Source organism: Streptomyces prunicolor NBRC 13075, from assembly GCF_000367365.1.
In the GTDB taxonomy this organism is placed as follows: domain Bacteria; phylum Actinomycetota; class Actinomycetes; order Streptomycetales; family Streptomycetaceae; genus Streptomyces; species Streptomyces prunicolor.
In genome coordinates this window covers 73,096-91,480 of record NZ_BARF01000059.1, presented here as the reverse complement: position 1 = coordinate 91,480, position 18,385 = coordinate 73,096, and the positions used below count along the sequence as shown (strand labels likewise).

Here is an 18,385-nt window from a genome sequence, read left to right as displayed (position 1 = left end):
GCGCTGCTCAGGGGCAGGCTGGGGTCAACCAGGGTGAGGGGAGCGGCCATGCGTCGTGGCGGACCTTCGGTGCTCGGGATCGTACTGGCGGGCGGTGAGGGCAAGCGGCTGATGCCCTTGACCGCCGACCGGGCCAAACCCGCGGTCACCTTCGGCGGAACGTACCGCCTAGTGGACTTCGTGCTGTCCAATCTCGTCAACGCGGACATCCTCCGCATCTGCGTGCTCACGCAGTACAAATCGCATTCGCTGGACCGCCACATCACCACCACCTGGCGCATGTCCAGCCTGCTCGGCAACTACGTCACACCCGTCCCGGCCCAGCAGCGCCTCGGCCCGCGCTGGTACCTCGGCAGCGCGGACGCGATCCTCCAGTCGCTGAACCTGATCTACGACGAACGCCCCGAGTACGTCGCGGTGTTCGGCGCCGACCACGTGTACCGCATGGACCCGCGGCAGATGCTCGCCCAGCACATCGAGAGCGGCGCGGGCGTCACGGTGGCGGGTATCCGCGTCCCGCGCGCGGAGTCCTCGCAGTTCGGCGTGATCACGCCGGGCTCGGACGGCCAGACGGTGGAGAACTTCCTGGAGAAGCCCGCCGACCCGCCCGGTCTGGTGGACGACCCGGAGTGCGTCTACGCCTCGATGGGCAACTACATCTTCACCACCAAGGCGCTGATAGAGGCCCTCCAGCGCGACGCGGAGGACATCGGCTCCGTGCACGACATGGGCGGTTCCATCCTGCCCGCGCTCACCGAGCGGGGTGAGGCCGCGCTGTACGACTTCAGCGCCAACCACGTCCCCGGCGAGACGACCCGGGACCAGGGCTACTGGCGTGACGTCGGCTCCCTGGACGCGTACTACGACGCCCACATGGACCTCATCGCCGAGCGCCCCGCCTTCAACCTCTACAACCGCAACTGGCCCATCTACACCCACTCCGGCCAGCTCTCCCCGGCCCGCTTCAACGCCGGCGGCATGGCCAGCGAGTCGATCATCAGCTCCGGGTGCCTCATCCGCGGCCAGGTCACGCGCTCGGTGCTGTCCCCGGGGGTCGTGGTCGACCCCGGAGCCGTGGTCCAGGGTTCGATCCTGCACGACAACGTCCACATCGGGCGGGGCGCGGTGGTTCGGGGCGCGGTCCTGGACAAGAACGTCGAGGTACCGCCGGGCGCGACGATCGGCGTCAACCCGGAGCGCGACGCCGACCTGTACACGGTCTCCAAGGGCGGGGTCATCGCACTCGGGAAGGGCCAACTGGTCACGTAACACCACGTCTTGGCGATGCAGAGCCCCGGTGCTTTTCGGCCGCACCGGGGCTGCGCGCTGTCCGGGTGCCTGCCGCGCCCCGTTCCCGCCCGGGCCCCGCCGCAGTCCCGCCCGTGCTTGTCATGTCCCTGGACGGAATCCGGAATCCGTGTTGTCATGCCAACTGCCGCCTATGACAACGTTGTTATGGAGGTTCCGTGCGCATCAGACGACTCAGAGACCGACTCGCGTTACTGCTCGCCCTGGCCCTCGGCATCGCCGGGCTGGCCGCCGTCCCCACCGCGAGCGCCACCGCCGCCGACGACCCCGTCGAGATCCACGGCCTGAAGGGCGAGTACTACACCCAGTCCGCCCCCGGCGCCTTCGACTTCGCCGACCTCAAGGCCACCGGCGTCGACCCGAACCTCGACTTCGACAACCTCGAACCCCGACTCGCCTTCACCACCGGCCAATCGGACGACGTGAGCGTCCGCTGGACCGGCAAGCTCGTCCCGGCGAAGTCCGGCCCCCACACCTTCTCGATCATCGGCGACAACGGCTTCCGCCTCTGGATCGACGGACGACTCGCCATCGACCACTGGGTCGACGACTGGGACACCGAACAGACCTCCACCCCCGTCGAGTTGACCGCCGGCACGGCCTACGACATCAAGGTCGAGTACTTCGAGCACTATGGCGGCTCCAACCTCCACGTCCGCTGGACCGAGCCCGGCGGCACCAAGGTGGCCATCCCGCAGTCGGCCTTCCGGCTCCCCGACGGCTACGACTACGACGGCGCCCTCGCCGCCACCGTCACGAGCACCGGCCGCACCCTGAAGCTCGATTTCGCCCAGCCCCTCGCCGCGCCCCCGGCCGACCTGACCGACCACCTCGAAGCGGTGATCGGCGGCGCCAAGTGGCCGATGGGAACAGCCGAGTTGGACTCTGCGGACCCGCGCAGCCTGCTCATCCCGCTCACCGAGCCGGTCGTAGGCAACAAAACCGGCACCGCATCCGGCACCGCGGACATCCGCTACGACGGCGAAGCCGGCCTCGCGTCAGTGGATGGCAACGTTATCAACGGCTTCTGGAGCACCGGCCCGAACCGCTCCACCTACGAGCTGCGCACCCAGTGGGCCGACCAGGTGGGCCCGCACAACGCCCTCCCCGAGTACCCGCGCCCCCAGCTCACCCGCACCGACTGGCGCAACCTCAACGGGAGTTGGCAGTTCGCGGCAGCCGCAGAGGGCGAACAGCCGCCTGTGGGCCGCGATCTGGCCGAGCACATCCTCGTCCCCTACCCCGTCGAGTCCCAGCTCTCCGGCCTCGAACGACACGAGGACCGCATGTGGTACCGCCGCACCTTCACCGTCCCCGCCGACTGGAGGATCGGCTCGGGCAAGCGGCTGATGCTCAACTTCGGCGCCGTCGACTGGCGGGCCGAGGTCTACGTCAACGGCACGAAGGTCACCGAACACCAAGGCGGCTACGACAAGTTCAGCGCCGACGTGACCGACGCCCTGAAGCCCGGCCGCACCCAGGAGCTGATCGTCGGCGTCTACGACCCCACCGACGCGGCGAACGGCGAGAACCCCCCGATCGGTAAGCAGCGCCTCGACCCGAGCGGCATCTGGTACACCCCGACCTCGGGCATCTGGCAGACCGTCTGGATGGAGCCGGTCGCCCCCGACCACGTCGACTCCCTCAAACTCACCCCCGACGTCACCAAGAGCCAACTCACCGTCGAGGCAAAGGGAGTTCGGGACGGCGTACCGATCACGGCGACGGCGTACGACGGAAAGCGCGTGGTCGCCACAGCGCAGGGCCGCACCGGTGCACCGCTCACCCTGACCCTCGCGAACCCGCATCTCTGGTCACCCGACGACCCGTTCCTCTACGACCTGAAGGTCACCGTCGGCAAGGACCGCGTCGGCAGTTACTTCGGGATGCGCTCGATCGCCGTCGAGAAGGTCAACGGCGTCCCGCGCACGGTCCTCAACGGCAAGCCGATCTTCATGATGGCCACCCTCGACCAGGGCTTCTGGCCGGACGGTCTCTACACCGCCCCGACCGACGAGGCGCTCGCCCATGACCTCAAGATTCACAAGGAGTTGGGCTTCAACGCCGTGCGCAAGCACATCAAGGTCGAGCCCGACCGCTGGTTCTACTGGGCCGACAAGCTCGGCCTCATGGTGTGGCAGGACATGCCCGCGATGACCGCAGGCGTGAACCCGTCGACCGCCGCCCGGGCCGAGTACGAGCGCGAGATGAAGCAGATGATCGACGAGCACATCAGCAGCCCGTCGATCGTCATGTGGGTGACGTTCAACGAGGGTTGGGGCCAGTACGACGAGGCCCGGATCGCCGACCAGGCGAAGGCCTGGGACCCGACGCGGCTCGTCAACAGCATGTCCGGCATCAACCTCGGCGTGGACGGCGGCACCGGCGACATCATCGACGAACACGGTTATCCCAGCCCCGCCCTGCCACCTCACCCGGACAGTCAACGCGCCCTGGTCAGCGGGGAGTACGGCGGACTCGGGCTCGCGGTGCCGGGACACGCCTGGTCGGTCCAGCAGTCGTACGTCGACGTCGACCCGGCCGCCTACACCGACGACTACCTCGCCAAGCTCGCCGAGGTGCACGCCCTGACCTGTCAGGGGAGCAACGGCGCGGTCTACACCCAAATCTCGGACGTCGAGGGCGAGTTGAACGGCCTGATGACGTACGACCGGCGGGTGCTCAAGCCCGACGCGCAGCGGGTGAAGGCCGCTCAACAGGCCCTGATCCGTGACGCCTCGCAGGCGACGCCCGCGAACTGCCCCACCACCTGACCCCTTTCGCCAACTGGAGGCCCACCCGCATGAGATGGACCCGGCGCCTGCGCCTGGGCATGGCGGGGGCGGTGGCAGCGTCCGCGCTGTTCGCCGTCCCCGCCGCAGCCGAAGCATCTGCCCATGGTCAACTCACCGACCTGGTCAACCCGTTCATCGGTACCGAGAACGACGGCAACACCTATCCCGGCGCCGCCGTGCCCTTCGGCATGGTGCAGTTCTCGCCGGACACCGGTCACAACACCGGCTACGACTACTCCCAGAACCACATTCGCGGCTTCTCTCTCGTGCACCTCTCCGGCGTCGGCTGCGGGTTGGGCGGCGATCTGCCCGTACTGCCCACGACCGGGGACGTGACGCAGACGGACTACGCCCAGTACGCGGCCGAGTTCAGCCACGACGACGAGCACGCGAGCCCCGGCTACTACCAAGTCGGCCTGAAATCAGGTATCGAGGCCGAACTGACGGCGACCGCCCGCACCGGCGTCCAGCGCTACACCTTCCCGGCCACCGACAAGGCCAACGTCCTGCTGAACGCGGCCCAGTCACTGCATAGCGGGGTCACCTCGAAGGTCGAGGTCCTCGACAGCCGGACCGTGCGCACCGCCATCACCGGCCGCGGCTTCTGCCAGGACACCAAGCCGTACACCGTCTACACGGTCACCCACTTCGACCGGCCCTTCACCACGTACGGCACCTGGAACGGTCCAACGGTGACCGCCGGTTCGAAGACCGGGAGCGGCGGCGCATACGTCCGCTTCGACACGTCGAAGGACCGTACGGTCGAGGCGACCACGGCTCTCTCGTACGTCGACGCGCACGGTGCGGCCGTCAACCTCCGTGCGGAGGGCGGGAGTTCGTTCGACGCGGTGCGCCACCGCGCCCAACGGGCCTGGGAGGACCGGCTGGACGACGTCCGCGCGCAGGGCGGTTCCGACAGCCTGCGCCGGACCTTCTACTCTTCCCTGTACCGGTCCTTCCTCGCGCCCAACATCGGCAGTGACGCCGACGGCCGCTACACCGGCTGGGACCAGAAGATCCACCGCGCCAAGGGCTTCACGTACTACCAGAACTGGTCCCTGTGGGACACCTACCGCACCCAGTCCCAGCTCCTCTCCCTGCTCGCACCCCGCGAGGCCCGCGACATGGCGATCTCGGTGATCAAAATCGACGAGGAGAGCGGCTGGCTGCCCAAATGGGGCTACGGCACGGTCGAGACGAACATCATGACCGGCGACCCGGTCACCCCGTTCCTCACCAACGCCTATCAACAAGGGCTCCTGAAGGGATACGAGGAGCGCGCCTACCGGGCGTTGAAGCAGAACGCCGACGGCGTACCGCCCACCGACTCGGCGGCGGTCGGCCGGGAGGCGAACAAGGAGTACCTCGCGAACGGGTTCGCGCCGTACATCAAGGACCGCCCGCACGCGAAGCCCGGTGACTCCGACTACGACCACGGCGCCTCGGCCACCCTGGAGTACGCCCTCTCGGACGCGATGCTCGCGCAGATGGCCCGCGACCTCGGACACGGCGCCGACGCCGCGCGCTACGCCGCCCGGGCCCAGAACTACCGGAACATCTTCGACCCCTCGACCGGCTTCTTCCGCGCCCGCGACGCCTCCGGCGCCTTCGTCGGACCGGCCGACCCGGCGCAGAGCGAGGGCTTCCACGAGGGCACGTCGTGGCAGTACCAGTGGCTGGTGCCGCAGGACCTGCCGGGCATGGTCGACCTCATCGGCGGCCGGCAGGCGGCCAACGCCCGGCTCGACTCCTTCTTCGCCTACGACCAGCTGCTGGCCGACCCGGTGAAGACCGCGCGCGAGGTGTGGGTCAACGGGCCGTACGACTACTACAACGCGGACAAGTACAACCCGCAGAACGAACCCGACCTGATCGCCCCGTACACCTACCTCTCGACCGGTCAGCCCTGGAAGACGACCGACGTCGTCCATGCCGCGCTGACCCTGTTCACGGACGGTCCGACCGGCATGACCGGTAACGACGACCTCGGCACGATGTCCGCCTGGAACGTGCTGTCGTCGATCGGGATCTTCCCGGTTCAGCCCGGCTACGACACCTGGGGCCTGTCCACGCCCGTGTTCGACCGGGTCGACCTGACCCTCGACCGGCGCTACTACCCGCACGGCGCCCTGACCATCAAGGCACCCGGCACCTCCGCCGCCGACCGCTACATCCAGGGGGCGCGGGCGGACGGGGCATCGTACGACCGGACGTACCTGACGACCGGCGATCTCCGCTCCGTACGGTCGCTCGACTTCACGGTCGGCCCGCACCCGTCGGAGTGGGGTACATCACCCCAGGCGGCGCCACCTGCGCTGAAGTGATCTCAGGCGCCTCTTGTGTCCCGCCCCTCCCAGAGGGGCGGGATCGGGGTCGGATGTAATCTGCTGGAGCATACGGACCGTGCAGACGGGCGCCGACCTTTGCGCACGGCGCATGAATCCTGCGGATGGTGTCTCACAGCGAAGATCTTCCACGGGGGCTCGTGAGATTCTGTGAGACGCCACCTGCCCGGGCGGCCACGTCTCCACCGGGCGCTGGGGACGATCCCCTTTGCAGACGGAAGCCGCCTCCGGGAGAACCGGAGGCGGCTTCCGTCACACGGCAGGCTCGCGTCAACGTCCTTCACCGCAAAGGAGGTTGAGGGATCGATTCATCTGTGCTCACGGCCGTGATCGGCGTACAGAACCGTCACCTCGGCCGAGGACTCTCCACCCCCCGAGGGGTACAGCGCATGCGCGTTGGCCCCTGCGACGGCTTTGAGCGCTCCGTAGCTCCGTTGCGTGAACTGGCCGCGCGTGAGGAGGAGCTCCCTGGCGATGAGCTGGTTGCGTTCGTCGTTGATTTCTTCGATCTCTGTCTGCTGCTCCTCGACGCGCAGGCGGAGCTGGCTCACGAGGGTCCGGTTCCTGTCCAGCTCGTACGCGTAGCTCGCGATGCGGACGCTGCCCGTCACCTTGGAGCGGCTCAAGGCCCCCTCTCGCCGTTCCAGGTTCAGCTCCCGCTGCTGCATCTCCAGTTCGAGGTGCCGCCGCTGCTCGGCGACTTCGTCCAGGTCGCGACGTGTGCGCTCCTCGAACCGCGCGAGCATGTAGCGAATCGTCGCGGCCAGGACGCCGGCGACGCCGACCGCGAGGAACCCGACGCCGGCAGCGCTGGTCTCCCAGGTGTGCCGGAAGACTCCGTCACCGGTCAGGATCCCCCCGGTTGCGCATGCGGCTGTGGCGGCCCCAGCCAGTTTGTACGCCACTCGTTCTACCCCCTTGCTGTGGCCCCCCGGTCGGCGGCGTCGGTCTCCTGCTGGAGTTCACGCGCCTGCCTGATGTTTCCGGCGAGCATTGTGCGAATTTTGGGATCTGTGATCTCCCACGCATCCATCGCTGCCTCCGGGGTGAGTGTGGGCGAGGCTACATCCGCATTTGGAGCGTCTGGGTCCGATTCGGAAGGAATCAGCCCGGATTCGAACAGCAACTGCTGATGGTCCAGCCCAAGCACTGACGCCCAGGATGTGAGCTGTGACGGCATCGGGAGGGTTTTGCCCTCCAGTGTCCGGCTGACTGTCGTCAGGCTCACGTTGAGCCGGCCGGCGAGCTGGGCTCGGCCGCCGGCCCTCTGGCGTACGTCGAACCCGGCCGCGGTCGCGGCCTTCGTCAGGTATGCGCCGACGTGTCGCGCGACGGTTTGCCGCTCCTCGCGCGTGACGCCGTGGGGGGGATCTTCCATGCTCCGCATAACTGGAGAGTAACGCGCACGCATGCAACCCACATGCGACTTGCGTACGTGCGACTTTGCAGGTCGGAGGCTGGTTTCACGTTTCCGCAGGCCTGATGGCCTTGCTCGCACGCCTGTGCCTTTAAAAAAATCTCCCGCCATTCGAGCGATGCAACTTGCGCACGTGCGACTTAGTTGCATAGGTTGCATGTGTGCAAGCAAGTCGCATGCATGCAAGCCAAGTCTTAGGGGGTGCTCTGCCCATGCCGCTCCGCCTGTGCACGGACAGGGTCTACCGGAAGGCCAAAAAGGCCGGCGACGGCACCGTCGCCGCCATCGCGGCGCGAACCGGCATTCACGAGTCGACGCTTCACAGGCTCGCCGCCGGCTCCCAGCCGCCGAGCCTGTCCACGCTGTGGGCCCTGCGCGGCGCCTACGGCATGAAGCTCGACAGCCTCGTCTACGAGGAGCCGGCGCAGCTCGACACGGACAAGACCTGCGAGCCGGACTCGCCTGATGCGCTGCCTTCGAGGGCGGTCGGCTCCCGCACGCGGACCCGTACCTCTGCAGGTCGTCGCACGCGCATCGGCTGACACAAGCACGAGGGGCGCCCCAGGCCGGGCCATGGCCGGGAGCAACCCCTCGCATCACCAGCCCACCACAGTTCACCATTCCTGAACGGGAGTAGGCCTTGATCACTGAGGCTAACGCCGCACCACGGTCCGGCGATACGAGAGAACCAGCCCTCATCACCCGCGCTCAGCAAGGCGACCCGAGCGCGTTCGCCGAGCTCTACAGGGCGAACCACGACGACATCTTCGGCTACATCCTCAAGCGCGTCTCCTGGAACCACCCGGTCGCCGAGGACCTCACCGCCGATGTCTTCCTCAAGGCCTTCAAGAAGATCGACACCTTCAGGTGGACCGGGGCACCGATCGGGGCCTGGTTCTGCGCGATCGCCCGGAACGCCGTGGCCGACCACTACAAAGGGGCCTCCACCAAGCGCCTGCACTACGTCGGCGACATGCGCGACGTCGAGGACGCCTGGGGAGCCCCCGCCGGCACCGCCGAGGACACCGTGCTCGCCGCGCTCGACGAAGCCGACCTGCTCACCGCCCTCGGCGGCCTGCTGCCGCGGCAGCAGGAGGTCCTCCGGCTGCGGTTCCTGGACGAGATGTCGCTCTCGGAGACAGCCGACGTCTTCGGCGTCACCCCCGGCGCGGTCAAACAGCTTCAGTTCCGGGCCATCGACTCGCTCCGAAGGGCCTACAGGGGGGCAGCGGCATGACGACCACACCTGAACTGGAAACGCAGCTGGCTGCCCGGCTCGGCGAACGGCTCGGCGAATACGCCAAGGGCTTCTTCACCGCCCTCCAGGCGCAGGGGCATCTGGTGGAGGCCGGCGACGCGGCCGTCCTCAAGCGGCTGCGCACGCAGGTCGAAGCGCGCCGGAACCTGCCCGACGTGTACCAGGTGGCCGTCGACACCATCGTCGACGAGTGCGGATACCCGAGCGAGGTTGCCGTACGCGTCGCGACCGCGCTGCGCCGCAAGGGGCTGCTCGGCGGCGACGGCGAACCGCGGCCCGGACCGCAACCCGAGCCGGGCCCAGGCCGGGGGCCGCTCAGCCCGGCTGCCCGCGGCGCCGTTGTCCTGCCTGTCGCGCCCCGCCTCGAACGCGCCGTGGTGCAACGTCTGACAGTGGAGCGGGTGAACGGGCAGGCCCCGGAAATCCGGCCTGCCGCCGCCCGGCAGACGAATCCCCGGGCCGAGGGAACAGCCGGCTGGGAGGCCGCGTGCGCGCATGCCGTGACCGTGGCAGCGACCCTGCAGCTCCAGCACGCCGGGCGCCTCGACCTCACGGAGATCGCTCCCGACCGCGACCGCGTCACCGTCGTCATCCGGGCGCACTCGCTGCGCGACTGGGAGTACTGGCTCGACGCGATCGGCGCGCCCCCCAACGTGGCCACCCGCACGGTCGAAAACGCACAGCTCGCCGCCGGACAGATCAACGGCGCCCCCGTCCACCTCACCGCGCACGACGTCCCGCACCTGCTCCACGAAGCAGAGCAGGCGGCCAGGGAGCCGTTCTACCTGTGGGGCCGGATGTACGACTTGAGCCGCGGTCAGGTCGACCGGCACGGGAACACCTGGCTCTTCCTCGGTCACCGCCAGGACGGCGGCATGCCGCTCCTGCTCCTGCGCGGCACCGACGGGCCCGTCTACCCGCTCGGCTCGATCGTCATGAACAGCGGCCCGCTCACCGCGACCGACGCAGCGCACGCCGTGACCGTCCCGCAGGGCGCCCGGGGTGAGCAGTGAACCTCGTCAGAGACCTCTACCTCGACTGGCTTTGCTTTCCCCACCGGCGCGGCTGCCCGACACCGGCGTGGGAGGCGCAGCTGCGGATGGACCACGGCCGACGCGGGCGTCTCACCGGCACTGACGAGCAGGTCCACGCGTGTACGGCCGAGGAGTGCCTCCACGCCAACCTGTTCCGCCGGTTCACCGTGCGCCTGGTGTGCCGCTCCTGCACGGCCGTCCACACGATCAGCGGCGAGGACGTCGGTATCGACCGCAAAACCACCGCGGCGTACGGCTACGGGAATACCCCCCGTGAGGTCGAGGGCCTGTGGCTGTGGCCCGGCGAGCAGCCGATCCCGGGTTTCAAGGAAGACCCGGACGACTGGCTGGTCACCCGTGCTCCCGACATGCCGGTCCGGGCCGTGGACGTCGCCGGGACGATCGAGAGCTGCTTCACCGCCGGCCACCACACCCGCTGGAAGGCCCACGCCATCCCCGACCCCGACGGGCCGCACGGCGGTGACCAGCTGCGCTGGGCACGCCGCCAGAACGAGCTGCACTCCGTCGCCCAGGCCGCCGCGTGGATCGCCGCCCAGTACAAGCCCCAGACCGTCGAGGTAGCCGTATGAAATTCATCGAACTCGCCCTCACGACCTACGACGAGTACGAGGCCGCAGAACCGGCGCACGCCGTCGAGATGGCGGAGATGTTCGAGCAGGCCCGCGAGGAGTTCCTCGTCCTCGCGCGCCGCTGCGCGGGCGAGACGCTGTGCGCCGACGCCGGGAAACTCGACTGGCAGTACACCCCCAGCGAGGGCCTCCCCGACGAGGTGGAGCAGGCGACCGCGCTCCTCGAGCCGGGGCGCCTGGAGTACCTCAGATGCCGCGCCGACCACGGCAAGGAGACTCTCGCGCTTGAGCTCGTACGGCCCTGCGGAGCGTGCGGCGTCGACCGGATCGACGAAGTCCAGAGCCTCACGCGCCTCGGCCAGCTCCTTGCCGAAGACCGGGAGGCGCGCCGATGAGTGACAGCCGGACCTTCACCATCGACGAGCTCTGGGAAGAGGCCCGGGCCCGGTTCGGTCAGGACTCGTTGAACTGGGCGTTCGTGTGCCCGGGCTGCAAGGACGTCGCGACCGGGTTGGACTTCCGGAAAGCGCTGGAGGAGCGTCCCCGGGAGCTGCCCAACGGCAAGGTGGCGCAGTACTCGGATTTCCTCAGCCAGGAGTGCATCGGCCGCACCCTCGGCGCCCTGTCCAAGGGCTACAGCGGACGGGGCTGCAAGTGGGCCGCGTACGGTCTGCTCCCGGGCCCCTGGCAGGTCATCTTTCCCAACCTCGACAAGCCCCGCAGCTGCTTCGCACTCGCCCCAGCCCCAGCCCCGGTCTCGATGGCAGGCGCGGGGGGTGGGGAGGATGTCTGAGATCGCTCCGAACCTGTCCGACGACAAGCGCTGTGTCTCAGTGCACTGGTCGATCCCGGCACAGTGCGACCTTCCGCGCTCCCACTGGGAAGATCACGAGACCACCCACCCCGACACGGGCGTACGGCTGCGGTACTGCCGCACGATGGGCACCTGGCGTACGGAGGAACTCCGGGACGGCGCCTGGCACCGTATCGAGATCCCGCCGCCTGGCGGCTACTGCGGACAACCCGACCCGGACAACCCCCCTGCCATCTGCGCCGGACAGTTCGGGCACCGGCTCTCCCGGGCGCACGCCGCCTACGTCGACGGCGTCTGGCGTCAGTGGCCGTCGCTGGTGATGGAGCCTGAGCGGCGCCCGGGGCTCGACGAGGAGGCGTTGCTGCGCGGGCTCGTCTACGACCAGGCCGCAGAGATCGCCGAGCTGCGGGCGTCGATCGCCGCCCTCCAAGCCTCGATGCGGAGCGGCACGGGCGACGTGCGCGACGGACAGCAGGGCGAGAAGGACACCTCCGCCGCTGTGGCGGGGGCGGCGTCCACTCGCCCGATGCCGCCCGGCATCGCGGACCGCCTCTCCAGGCTCCGGACGCACATCGAGAACAAGTGCCACCCGGTGACCACGTCGGACGTCCATCACATCTACATCAGCTGGGGCTGGAAGGGACTGGGCCTCTCCGACGCGAGGAGGGACCTAGCCGCCCTCGCGGAAGCCGGCCACTTGACCGTGGACAACTCGCACACTGCGCGTCGCCGGTACGTGCCCGTGCGTACGGCTCGGGGCGGCGTTGTCCAGTGACCGTCCTCTACGCCGCGCTCGTCCTGGTCTTCGTGCTGGCGATCGCCGTCATCACCGGCACTGCCCTGTCCCGGCTCGGAGCCCTGGACTCCGAGCCGGGCGACGAGGGCGGCAGCTGCGACCTCGGCCAGGACGAGGTCGCGGAAGAGGACGTGGACGACACCGGCGAACCGCTGGCCACGCGGGCCGACCGGGACCGAGCGAAGCTCCGGCATCCCTCCGCCCACCGCGCTGCTGCGCCTGCTCCCGGCTCCGGCCGGGGGCAGGCCCCCCGCCGACGGGTTGTCCTGCCGCGCCCCCGCAGCCCCCGGGAGAGGTGAACCTGTGGCGATCCGCACGCACTACAAAGAGGCCGACATCCGCCGGCTCCTCGAGGCCGGGATGAACAACACGCAGATCGCCCGGCAGCTGCGCATCACCCGGGAAACGGCCGCCCAGGTGCGAGAGGAACTCGGCTACCCGCCGCCGCCCCGAAGCATCCCGCCCACCTCGCGGGACAAGTTCACCGCCGCCACCGTGGAGGTCGCCGGCGGACACATGGTGTGGACGGGGGAACGCACGCAGGACTGCGCGCCGGTCCTCTCCCACAGCGGCACGAAGCTGTCGGTGCGTCCGATCGCCTACGAGATCCAGCACGGCCGGAAACCCGTCGGCCGCGTCAAAGCGGCCTGCGTGTACGCCTGGTGCGTCGCTCCCGAGCACCAGGCGGACACCGTAGACCGCGACAGGACCCGCACCCAGCCCCGGCAACTCGACGCGGCAGCAGCCCTGTTGGGGGCGAACTGAATGCCGGTACGTGAATGGACGGACGGAATCAAGAACCGTCCCTGGCTGCTCGATGCGGCCTGCGGCAAGGACTGGGGACCGCCGGCCGACTTTTTCCACTCGAAGAACCGGGCGAAGACGCAGACGGCGATGGCCTTCTGCAACTCCTCGTGCCCCGTGCGGGTGGAGTGCCTGGAGGACGCCATGCGCCACGAGGGCGAGAACGGTCACAGGTCCGGCGTCTTCGGCGGGCACACCGCCAGAGGCCGCAGGGACCTCGCGGCCAAGCAACGCCGCGCTGCTGCTGCCGAAGCCGACGGCGGTGCAGCGTGAGCAGCCTCCCGCGTGGCGCCGCGAAAAGTCCCGTGTGCGGCCACTGGATAGGCGCCGTGCGCCGGTACTGCCTCGCCGGGGACGACCTGCGGTCGTACCTGACCGGCCGCCGGTGCCCGCTCCACACACCGGCCGCGCTGGCCGGGCGGCCTGAGCCACGGCCCGGGCCCGGGTTACCGGCCGGTGCCTGGACGACGCCGTCACCGCTGGCCGCGTCCGCGCTCATCGATGAGCGGGCCATCGGCTCCGGCAATCGCCGCTCCAGCCAGCACACCTACCGGGCCGCCCAGGCCGCTCAGCACCCTCAACGCGAGTAGCCCACCCCGTACCTGTTTCTTCTCGTTGATCGGAGCCACCGTGCCCCACGCAGCCACCAGGAGCGCGCTCTCGTGACCGACAGCGAGCCGGTGCAGGCCCCCAGGACGGCGTGGATGCACGCCATGCGGGCCGAGGCTCTGCGCATGGACCGCCCGGAGATCTCGAAGATCGTCCACGTCGGCTGGGTCATCGCCTCGTACGCGGATGCCGACGGCACGAACGCTGACCCGGCCACCGAGACCATCGCGGCCATCGTCGGCTCCAGCCAGGAGACCGTCTCCCGGGCCAAAAAGGTTCTCAAGGCGCTCGGGGTGCTTGTCGAGCGGCGACGCCCCAACACCAACTCCGAATACCTGCTCCATCCGCCGCTGGGTGACCAGGGCCTGGACTGGGACGAGCACCTGCACCTCTACACCGACACCCCGCAGGCCCGGGCCAAGCGGCGGCTGAAAGAGAAGGCGATCGCCGAGGCCCTGGCGGCGCGCGAGGCGGAGCCAGGCGACGGGCAGACGAGAGAAGCACACCAAGACGCTGCCGGCACCGAACCCCGTCCACCGATCTCACCTGGGGGCGCCTCTGAAAGCCGCGTCGCCGGTTCGGAGAAGACAGGACCCGTGCTGGCTTCGGTGCCCGCACCCCCGGGACGCGTCAGAAAGAAGCCGGCAGCAGACGGGCCGACCCAGCCGCCGCTGCTCCTCGCCGTACCGGGACAGGAGGTAGCGACGGTGGAGCGTGTCCGCCAGACGATCGCCGATCTCGGTGTACCCGCAGCCCTGCGGCGATACGGCCGCGGGCTCGTCATGCGGGAACTCGTCACGGGCACCTGCGAAAGCCCACGCCACCACCCCGGACCGGCCGAAGCGGCGGTCCCCTGCGGCTACTGCAACGCCTCCGCCGGCACGGCCTGCAGCAGCAGCGCCGGACTCCGCGGGGCCGCCCACGAAGCCCGCCTGGACGCCTGGGACATCACCTACACCACCTGCCCCAGCTGCAAGGCGACCGCGGGCAGCCCCTGCACCGACCCCGGCGGAACCCCGCGCCACGGAATCCACCCGCAACGCGCCGAACTCGGCGCGCAGTTGCGGGAGACCGCCGAGCAGCGGCCCCGCACATCAACCGGAACCTGACCCCTGGGGAGATGACGATGACCTCACGAGCTGAACGCCGGCACCCCGCGGTCGAGCAGCGCTGCGGCTGGTGCCACGCCGCACCCGGCGAGCCCTGCACGAACCGCCGCAACGGCCCGCGCCGCGAGCCCCACCCCAGCCGCCGTGACGCCTGGGTCGTCGCGCACACCGACTGCACCACCTGCCCCGCGCAGGCCGGCATCCCGTGCACGACCGAGGGCGGGACGCCGATGACCGGCGTGCACCCCGAGCGCGCGCAGGCCGCCGACGACACCTACGCGACGGCCCTGGAGAACGCGTCCCGCAATGTGAAGGGACGGCCCCGATGAACGGTCCCGGGTTCTGCCCCGACTGCCACCGTCCCGTCCTGTGGACGCGCACGCTGCCCGGCGCGACGACCGCCGGCGGGAAGCGCCTGCCGGTCGACCGTGCCCCGGACCCGGCCGGGAACACCGCGATTCGCCGGGACGGCACCACCGCCTGGGTCTCCCGCCGGGTCACCGACCAGCAGCCCCTCATGGGCTACGAGCGCCTCCACATGCCCCACGCCGCCACCTGCCGGGCCCAACAGACGCAGCTGCCGCTCCCGCTGCCCAAGGGCGTGGTCCGGCTCGACGACCGCCGCCGCAACCGAAACCGCTGACCGAGAGGGAAACGCGATGCTCGGCCTCACCACCACCAGACACCTCCGCACGGTCGAAGCACGACTCACCGACCAGCTCACCCAGGCCTGCACCTCCGCGGAACTCGAACGCCGACGTCTCGAGCGCGCCCACACCCGGGAGCGCACCAACCTCCGCGGCCGGCTCGACCGCGCGCTGCACGCGCTCGCCGCCACACGCCACGAACTCGCCTCCACGAACGGCGCCCTGCGCATCGTCAGTGAAGCCCTCATCGACCAACGCCACAGCTCCGTCGAGAAGACCAGGAGCATCCTGTGACCGCCTCCACACTCACCCCAGGACCGACGGCGGGGGCCGTCGGGGAGGACGGCCAGGCCGCCGTGCCGGAGAGCCTCGCTGTCCTCGCGCCGCAGGTGAGGGTCGACATCACTGAGCACCTCCTCGGCGGCCGGCCCCCGCACATGGTCGTGCGGGAACTCTGCGTCGCGCCGAGCGACGTTACCGACGTCCTCAGGAGCCTGGGCCGCGCCGGAGTTTCCCTGCGCCGCCGCCTCACGATCGAGCAGTACTTCCGCTCCCGCACCCGTCACATCCACGGCGGCCACCTGCTGTGGCTCGACCACGTCGACCACGGGCTCCCCGTCCTCCACTACAACCGGCACGTCCACTCCGCGCTGCGCGTCGCCTGGCGCATGACCCACCCCAACGACCCGCAAGGCCCGGTCGTCCCCGGCTGCGCGATGCCGCTGTGCGTGGCACCCGACCACGTCATCGACCACGCCACCCTCCGCCAACTCGCACGCCTCCTGCACCACTTGTTCGGAGACACCCACCAGTGACCACCACCACCTGCCCCGTCCCGACCGCATTCCAGCCCGGGGGCGTCGACGACGAGCACCCGGCGATCACCCGGGACGACGCCCGCCTCGTCCTCCAGCACCTCGGCTACACGCTCCCCGGCATCCCCGACAAGACGCACACCTTCCGCGGTCGCCTCGTCGCGCTCATCGCCGAGGCCGACACCGCCAACCGCATCGCCCTGGCCCGGAGTTACCCGGCGCTCGTCGCCGCCGTGCGGCTCACCCGGTGCAGCCCCACCGGCATCGACACCCTCCACGCCATCGCCACCAGCACCCGCTGACACGCCACCACCACAGGAACGGAGCACCCCATGTACCCCGACTACGACAGCCCCCGCCTCACCGGCCCCTACCTCGACATCCACACCGAACGTGCCGCCCAGAAAGGCCGGCTCGGCGCCGAGCACCACATCCTGCAGGAGTGGCTGCTGGTCCTCGTCGAAAACATGGGCCGGATCGCTGAAGCGGTCCTCACCGCCGGTAGCGACGACGTTCACCCCGAGGCCCGGCTCGCCGACGTCCGCCAGGAAGGCGTCCAGACCGGCGCCGCTGTCATCGCGCTCCTGGAGCACCTCGACTCCCTTGAGTCGATCCCGACGTGACCGCGAAGGTCCGCTGCGCCGACTGCAAGCACGTCATGCTCCGCCGGAGCCCCGACGGGCTCGGCCCCGGCTGCCGCCGCAAACGCCGCGACCGCTGGCGTCAGACGGCGGCCGGACGGGCCGCGGCCGCCGTACGGCGCCGCCTCGGGCCGCCGCCCCACACGATCCCCGGCCAACTCGCCATCCCGAAAGAACACATCAGCGTGAACGAAGCACGTCTGACCTGCCTCGACGAACAGCACGCGGCCACCGTCGTCTCGGTCGCCGAGGAGGCCATCCGGCGCAGCGGCGGCGTCCACACGATCCGCCATGACGGCGCGGACGTGGTCATCAGCTACTTCGACAAGCGCTGGCCCCTCGACGTCGCGGACTGGGCCGGCGAACACGGCCACGCCACCGACTCGGATGCCGCCACCGTCATCGCCCAACTCTGACCACCAAGGACCACGGTGAACACGCCCTACTACCGAGACGAACAGGTCACCCTGCTACTCGGCGACGCCCTGGAGCAACTGCGCACCCTGCCGGACGAGTCCGTCGACTGCATCGTCACCTCGCCGCCGTACTACGGGCTCCGCGACTACGGAACGCCTGGCCAGTACGGGCTGGAGCCCACCCCGAGCGCCTACGTCGACCGCATGAGCAGCCTGTTCGCCGAGGCCCGTCGAGTGCTCGCCGCAGACGGGACGCTCTGGCTCAACCTCGGCGACAGCTACGCCGCCGCAGGTGGACACACCGACCCCGGCAGCACGAGCGCCCTGCAAGGCAGGCGCGTGCAACTCATGCAGAACATGCCGTCAAAGCCGGCCGACCGGCCAAGGAAGAGCCTGCTGGGGATCCCGTGGCGCACGGCGTTTGCGTTGCAGGACGACGGGTGGATCCTGCGTAACGAGATCATCTGGCACAAGACGAACGCCATGCCGGAGAGCATCAAGGACCGGCTGTCCTCGCGGCACGAGCAGATCTTCCTGTTCGTCAAGGCAGAGCGGTACAGCTTCGATCTCGACCCAGTCCGTGAGCCGCACACAATGCGACCGCAGCGCAGGCCCCGAGGTCACAAGGAGCGGCAGAGGCTCGGCGTGCTGCCGGCACAGACGTATTCGACTTCCCAACGCGACGAGCCGGGCGTTGACGGGCACCCGCTCGGCCGGAACCCGGGCGACGTATGGTCCATCCCGACACGGCCCTACTCGGCCGCACACTTCGCGGTGTTCCCCATCGATCTCCCGTTGCGCTGCATCAAGGCTGGCTGCCGCCCCGGCGGGACCGTCCTCGATCCCTTCAGCGGGTCGGGCACCACCGGCGCCGCGGCCCGCCGCCTGGGGAGGCCGTACATCGGCATCGACCTGAACTCCGCGTACCACGACCTCGCCAAGCAGCGGTTCGCGCAGGGCGTCCTCGACCTGCCCGGATGACTGCCC

The 18,385-nt window shown here is 69.7% G+C and carries 25 protein-coding genes; 23 read left to right on the top strand and 2 right to left on the bottom strand.

The window, feature by feature from the left end; genetic code table 11:
* Positions 1–48: 48 nt before the first annotated feature.
* The 3 genes from glgC to SPR02S_RS26570 all read left to right on the top strand — a co-directional run bounded on the left by glgC (position 49) and on the right by SPR02S_RS26570 (position 6,427).
* Positions 49–1,269: a glucose-1-phosphate adenylyltransferase gene (gene glgC / locus SPR02S_RS26580; protein ID WP_078623000.1), complete on the top strand. Its 1,221-nt coding sequence runs from the start codon at positions 49–51 to the stop codon at positions 1,267–1,269.
* 197 nt (positions 1,270–1,466) lie between these two features.
* The gene (locus tag SPR02S_RS26575; protein ID WP_019060049.1) at positions 1,467–4,082 is read left to right on the top strand and encodes a glycoside hydrolase family 2; all 2,616 of its coding nucleotides are present in this window, start codon (positions 1,467–1,469) and stop codon (positions 4,080–4,082) included.
* Between the two features lie 29 nt (positions 4,083–4,111).
* Positions 4,112–6,427, top strand: a complete 2,316-nt coding sequence (locus SPR02S_RS26570) for a GH92 family glycosyl hydrolase (protein WP_019060048.1) — start codon at positions 4,112–4,114, stop codon at positions 6,425–6,427.
* Positions 6,428–6,756: 329 nt separating this feature from the next.
* On the opposite strand, the gene SPR02S_RS26565 is transcribed toward SPR02S_RS26570, so the two are convergent.
* A complete protein-coding gene (locus tag SPR02S_RS26565; protein WP_019060047.1) occupies positions 6,757–7,353 on the bottom strand; it encodes a hypothetical protein in 597 nt (198 codons plus the stop codon).
* Positions 7,354–7,358: 5 nt separating this feature from the next.
* Positions 7,359–7,835, bottom strand: coding sequence for a helix-turn-helix domain-containing protein (locus SPR02S_RS26560; protein ID WP_019060046.1), 477 nt, complete (start codon positions 7,833–7,835; stop codon positions 7,359–7,361).
* A gap of 242 nt (positions 7,836–8,077) precedes the next feature.
* On the opposite strand from SPR02S_RS26560, the gene SPR02S_RS26555 reads away from it, so the two are divergent.
* From SPR02S_RS26555 to SPR02S_RS26465, 20 genes are all read left to right on the top strand, one after another.
* Positions 8,078–8,407 carry a helix-turn-helix domain-containing protein gene (locus tag SPR02S_RS26555; RefSeq protein ID WP_019060045.1) on the top strand — a complete coding sequence of 110 codons (330 nt, stop codon included), beginning with the start codon at positions 8,078–8,080 and terminating at the stop codon, positions 8,405–8,407.
* A 98-nt stretch (positions 8,408–8,505) separates the two neighbouring features.
* On the top strand, positions 8,506–9,102 hold the full coding sequence (locus tag SPR02S_RS26550; protein WP_019060044.1) for a sigma-70 family RNA polymerase sigma factor: 597 nt from the start codon (positions 8,506–8,508) through the stop codon (positions 9,100–9,102).
* Positions 9,099–10,136 carry a BN159_2729 family protein gene (locus tag SPR02S_RS26545; protein ID WP_019060043.1) on the top strand — a complete coding sequence of 346 codons (1,038 nt, stop codon included), beginning with the start codon at positions 9,099–9,101 and terminating at the stop codon, positions 10,134–10,136. The genes SPR02S_RS26550 and SPR02S_RS26545 overlap by 4 nt, the downstream gene beginning before the upstream one ends.
* Positions 10,133–10,747, top strand: coding sequence for a hypothetical protein (locus SPR02S_RS26540; RefSeq protein ID WP_026150879.1), 615 nt, complete (start codon positions 10,133–10,135; stop codon positions 10,745–10,747). Before SPR02S_RS26545 ends, SPR02S_RS26540 begins: the two co-directional genes overlap by 4 nt.
* Entirely contained in the window at positions 10,744–11,142 is a 399-nt protein-coding gene (locus SPR02S_RS26535) for a hypothetical protein (RefSeq protein ID WP_019060041.1), read from the top strand. Before SPR02S_RS26540 ends, SPR02S_RS26535 begins: the two co-directional genes overlap by 4 nt.
* Positions 11,139–11,540, top strand: a complete 402-nt coding sequence (locus SPR02S_RS56425) for a VVA0879 family protein (RefSeq protein ID WP_019060040.1) — start codon at positions 11,139–11,141, stop codon at positions 11,538–11,540. Before SPR02S_RS26535 ends, SPR02S_RS56425 begins: the two co-directional genes overlap by 4 nt.
* Entirely contained in the window at positions 11,533–12,336 is an 804-nt protein-coding gene (locus SPR02S_RS26525) for a hypothetical protein (protein WP_019060039.1), read from the top strand. The genes SPR02S_RS56425 and SPR02S_RS26525 overlap by 8 nt, the downstream gene beginning before the upstream one ends.
* Positions 12,333–12,656, top strand: a complete 324-nt coding sequence (locus SPR02S_RS26520; protein ID WP_019060038.1) for a hypothetical protein — start codon at positions 12,333–12,335, stop codon at positions 12,654–12,656. The genes SPR02S_RS26525 and SPR02S_RS26520 overlap by 4 nt, the downstream gene beginning before the upstream one ends.
* 4 nt (positions 12,657–12,660) lie before the next feature.
* Positions 12,661–13,122, top strand: coding sequence for a hypothetical protein (locus SPR02S_RS56420; protein ID WP_019060037.1), 462 nt, complete (start codon positions 12,661–12,663; stop codon positions 13,120–13,122).
* On the top strand, positions 13,123–13,434 hold the full coding sequence (locus SPR02S_RS56415) for a WhiB family transcriptional regulator (protein ID WP_019060036.1): 312 nt from the start codon (positions 13,123–13,125) through the stop codon (positions 13,432–13,434).
* On the top strand, positions 13,431–13,751 hold the full coding sequence (locus tag SPR02S_RS64370) for a hypothetical protein (protein ID WP_174447564.1): 321 nt from the start codon (positions 13,431–13,433) through the stop codon (positions 13,749–13,751). Before SPR02S_RS56415 ends, SPR02S_RS64370 begins: the two co-directional genes overlap by 4 nt.
* Before the next feature lie 72 nt (positions 13,752–13,823).
* Entirely contained in the window at positions 13,824–14,879 is a 1,056-nt protein-coding gene (locus tag SPR02S_RS26505; RefSeq protein WP_019060035.1) for a helix-turn-helix domain-containing protein, read from the top strand.
* 17 nt (positions 14,880–14,896) lie between these two features.
* Positions 14,897–15,208: a zinc finger domain-containing protein gene (locus SPR02S_RS56410; RefSeq protein ID WP_158697879.1), complete on the top strand. Its 312-nt coding sequence runs from the start codon at positions 14,897–14,899 to the stop codon at positions 15,206–15,208.
* Positions 15,205–15,522, top strand: a complete 318-nt coding sequence (locus tag SPR02S_RS26495; RefSeq protein WP_019060033.1) for a hypothetical protein — start codon at positions 15,205–15,207, stop codon at positions 15,520–15,522. The genes SPR02S_RS56410 and SPR02S_RS26495 overlap by 4 nt, the downstream gene beginning before the upstream one ends.
* A 16-nt stretch (positions 15,523–15,538) precedes the next feature.
* Entirely contained in the window at positions 15,539–15,820 is a 282-nt protein-coding gene (locus SPR02S_RS26490; RefSeq protein WP_019060032.1) for a hypothetical protein, read from the top strand.
* Positions 15,817–16,341 carry a hypothetical protein gene (locus SPR02S_RS26485; protein WP_019060031.1) on the top strand — a complete coding sequence of 175 codons (525 nt, stop codon included), beginning with the start codon at positions 15,817–15,819 and terminating at the stop codon, positions 16,339–16,341. Before SPR02S_RS26490 ends, SPR02S_RS26485 begins: the two co-directional genes overlap by 4 nt.
* The gene (locus SPR02S_RS56405; protein ID WP_019060030.1) at positions 16,338–16,643 is read left to right on the top strand and encodes a hypothetical protein; all 306 of its coding nucleotides are present in this window, start codon (positions 16,338–16,340) and stop codon (positions 16,641–16,643) included. Before SPR02S_RS26485 ends, SPR02S_RS56405 begins: the two co-directional genes overlap by 4 nt.
* A 30-nt stretch (positions 16,644–16,673) precedes the next feature.
* Entirely contained in the window at positions 16,674–16,964 is a 291-nt protein-coding gene (locus SPR02S_RS26475) for a hypothetical protein (RefSeq protein WP_019060029.1), read from the top strand.
* Complete coding sequence (locus tag SPR02S_RS26470; protein ID WP_019060028.1) at positions 16,961–17,398, top strand: hypothetical protein; 438 nt, start codon at positions 16,961–16,963, stop codon at positions 17,396–17,398. Before SPR02S_RS26475 ends, SPR02S_RS26470 begins: the two co-directional genes overlap by 4 nt.
* A 15-nt stretch (positions 17,399–17,413) precedes the next feature.
* Positions 17,414–18,379, top strand: coding sequence for a DNA-methyltransferase (locus SPR02S_RS26465; protein WP_019060027.1), 966 nt, complete (start codon positions 17,414–17,416; stop codon positions 18,377–18,379).
* Positions 18,380–18,385 lie beyond the last annotated feature (6 nt).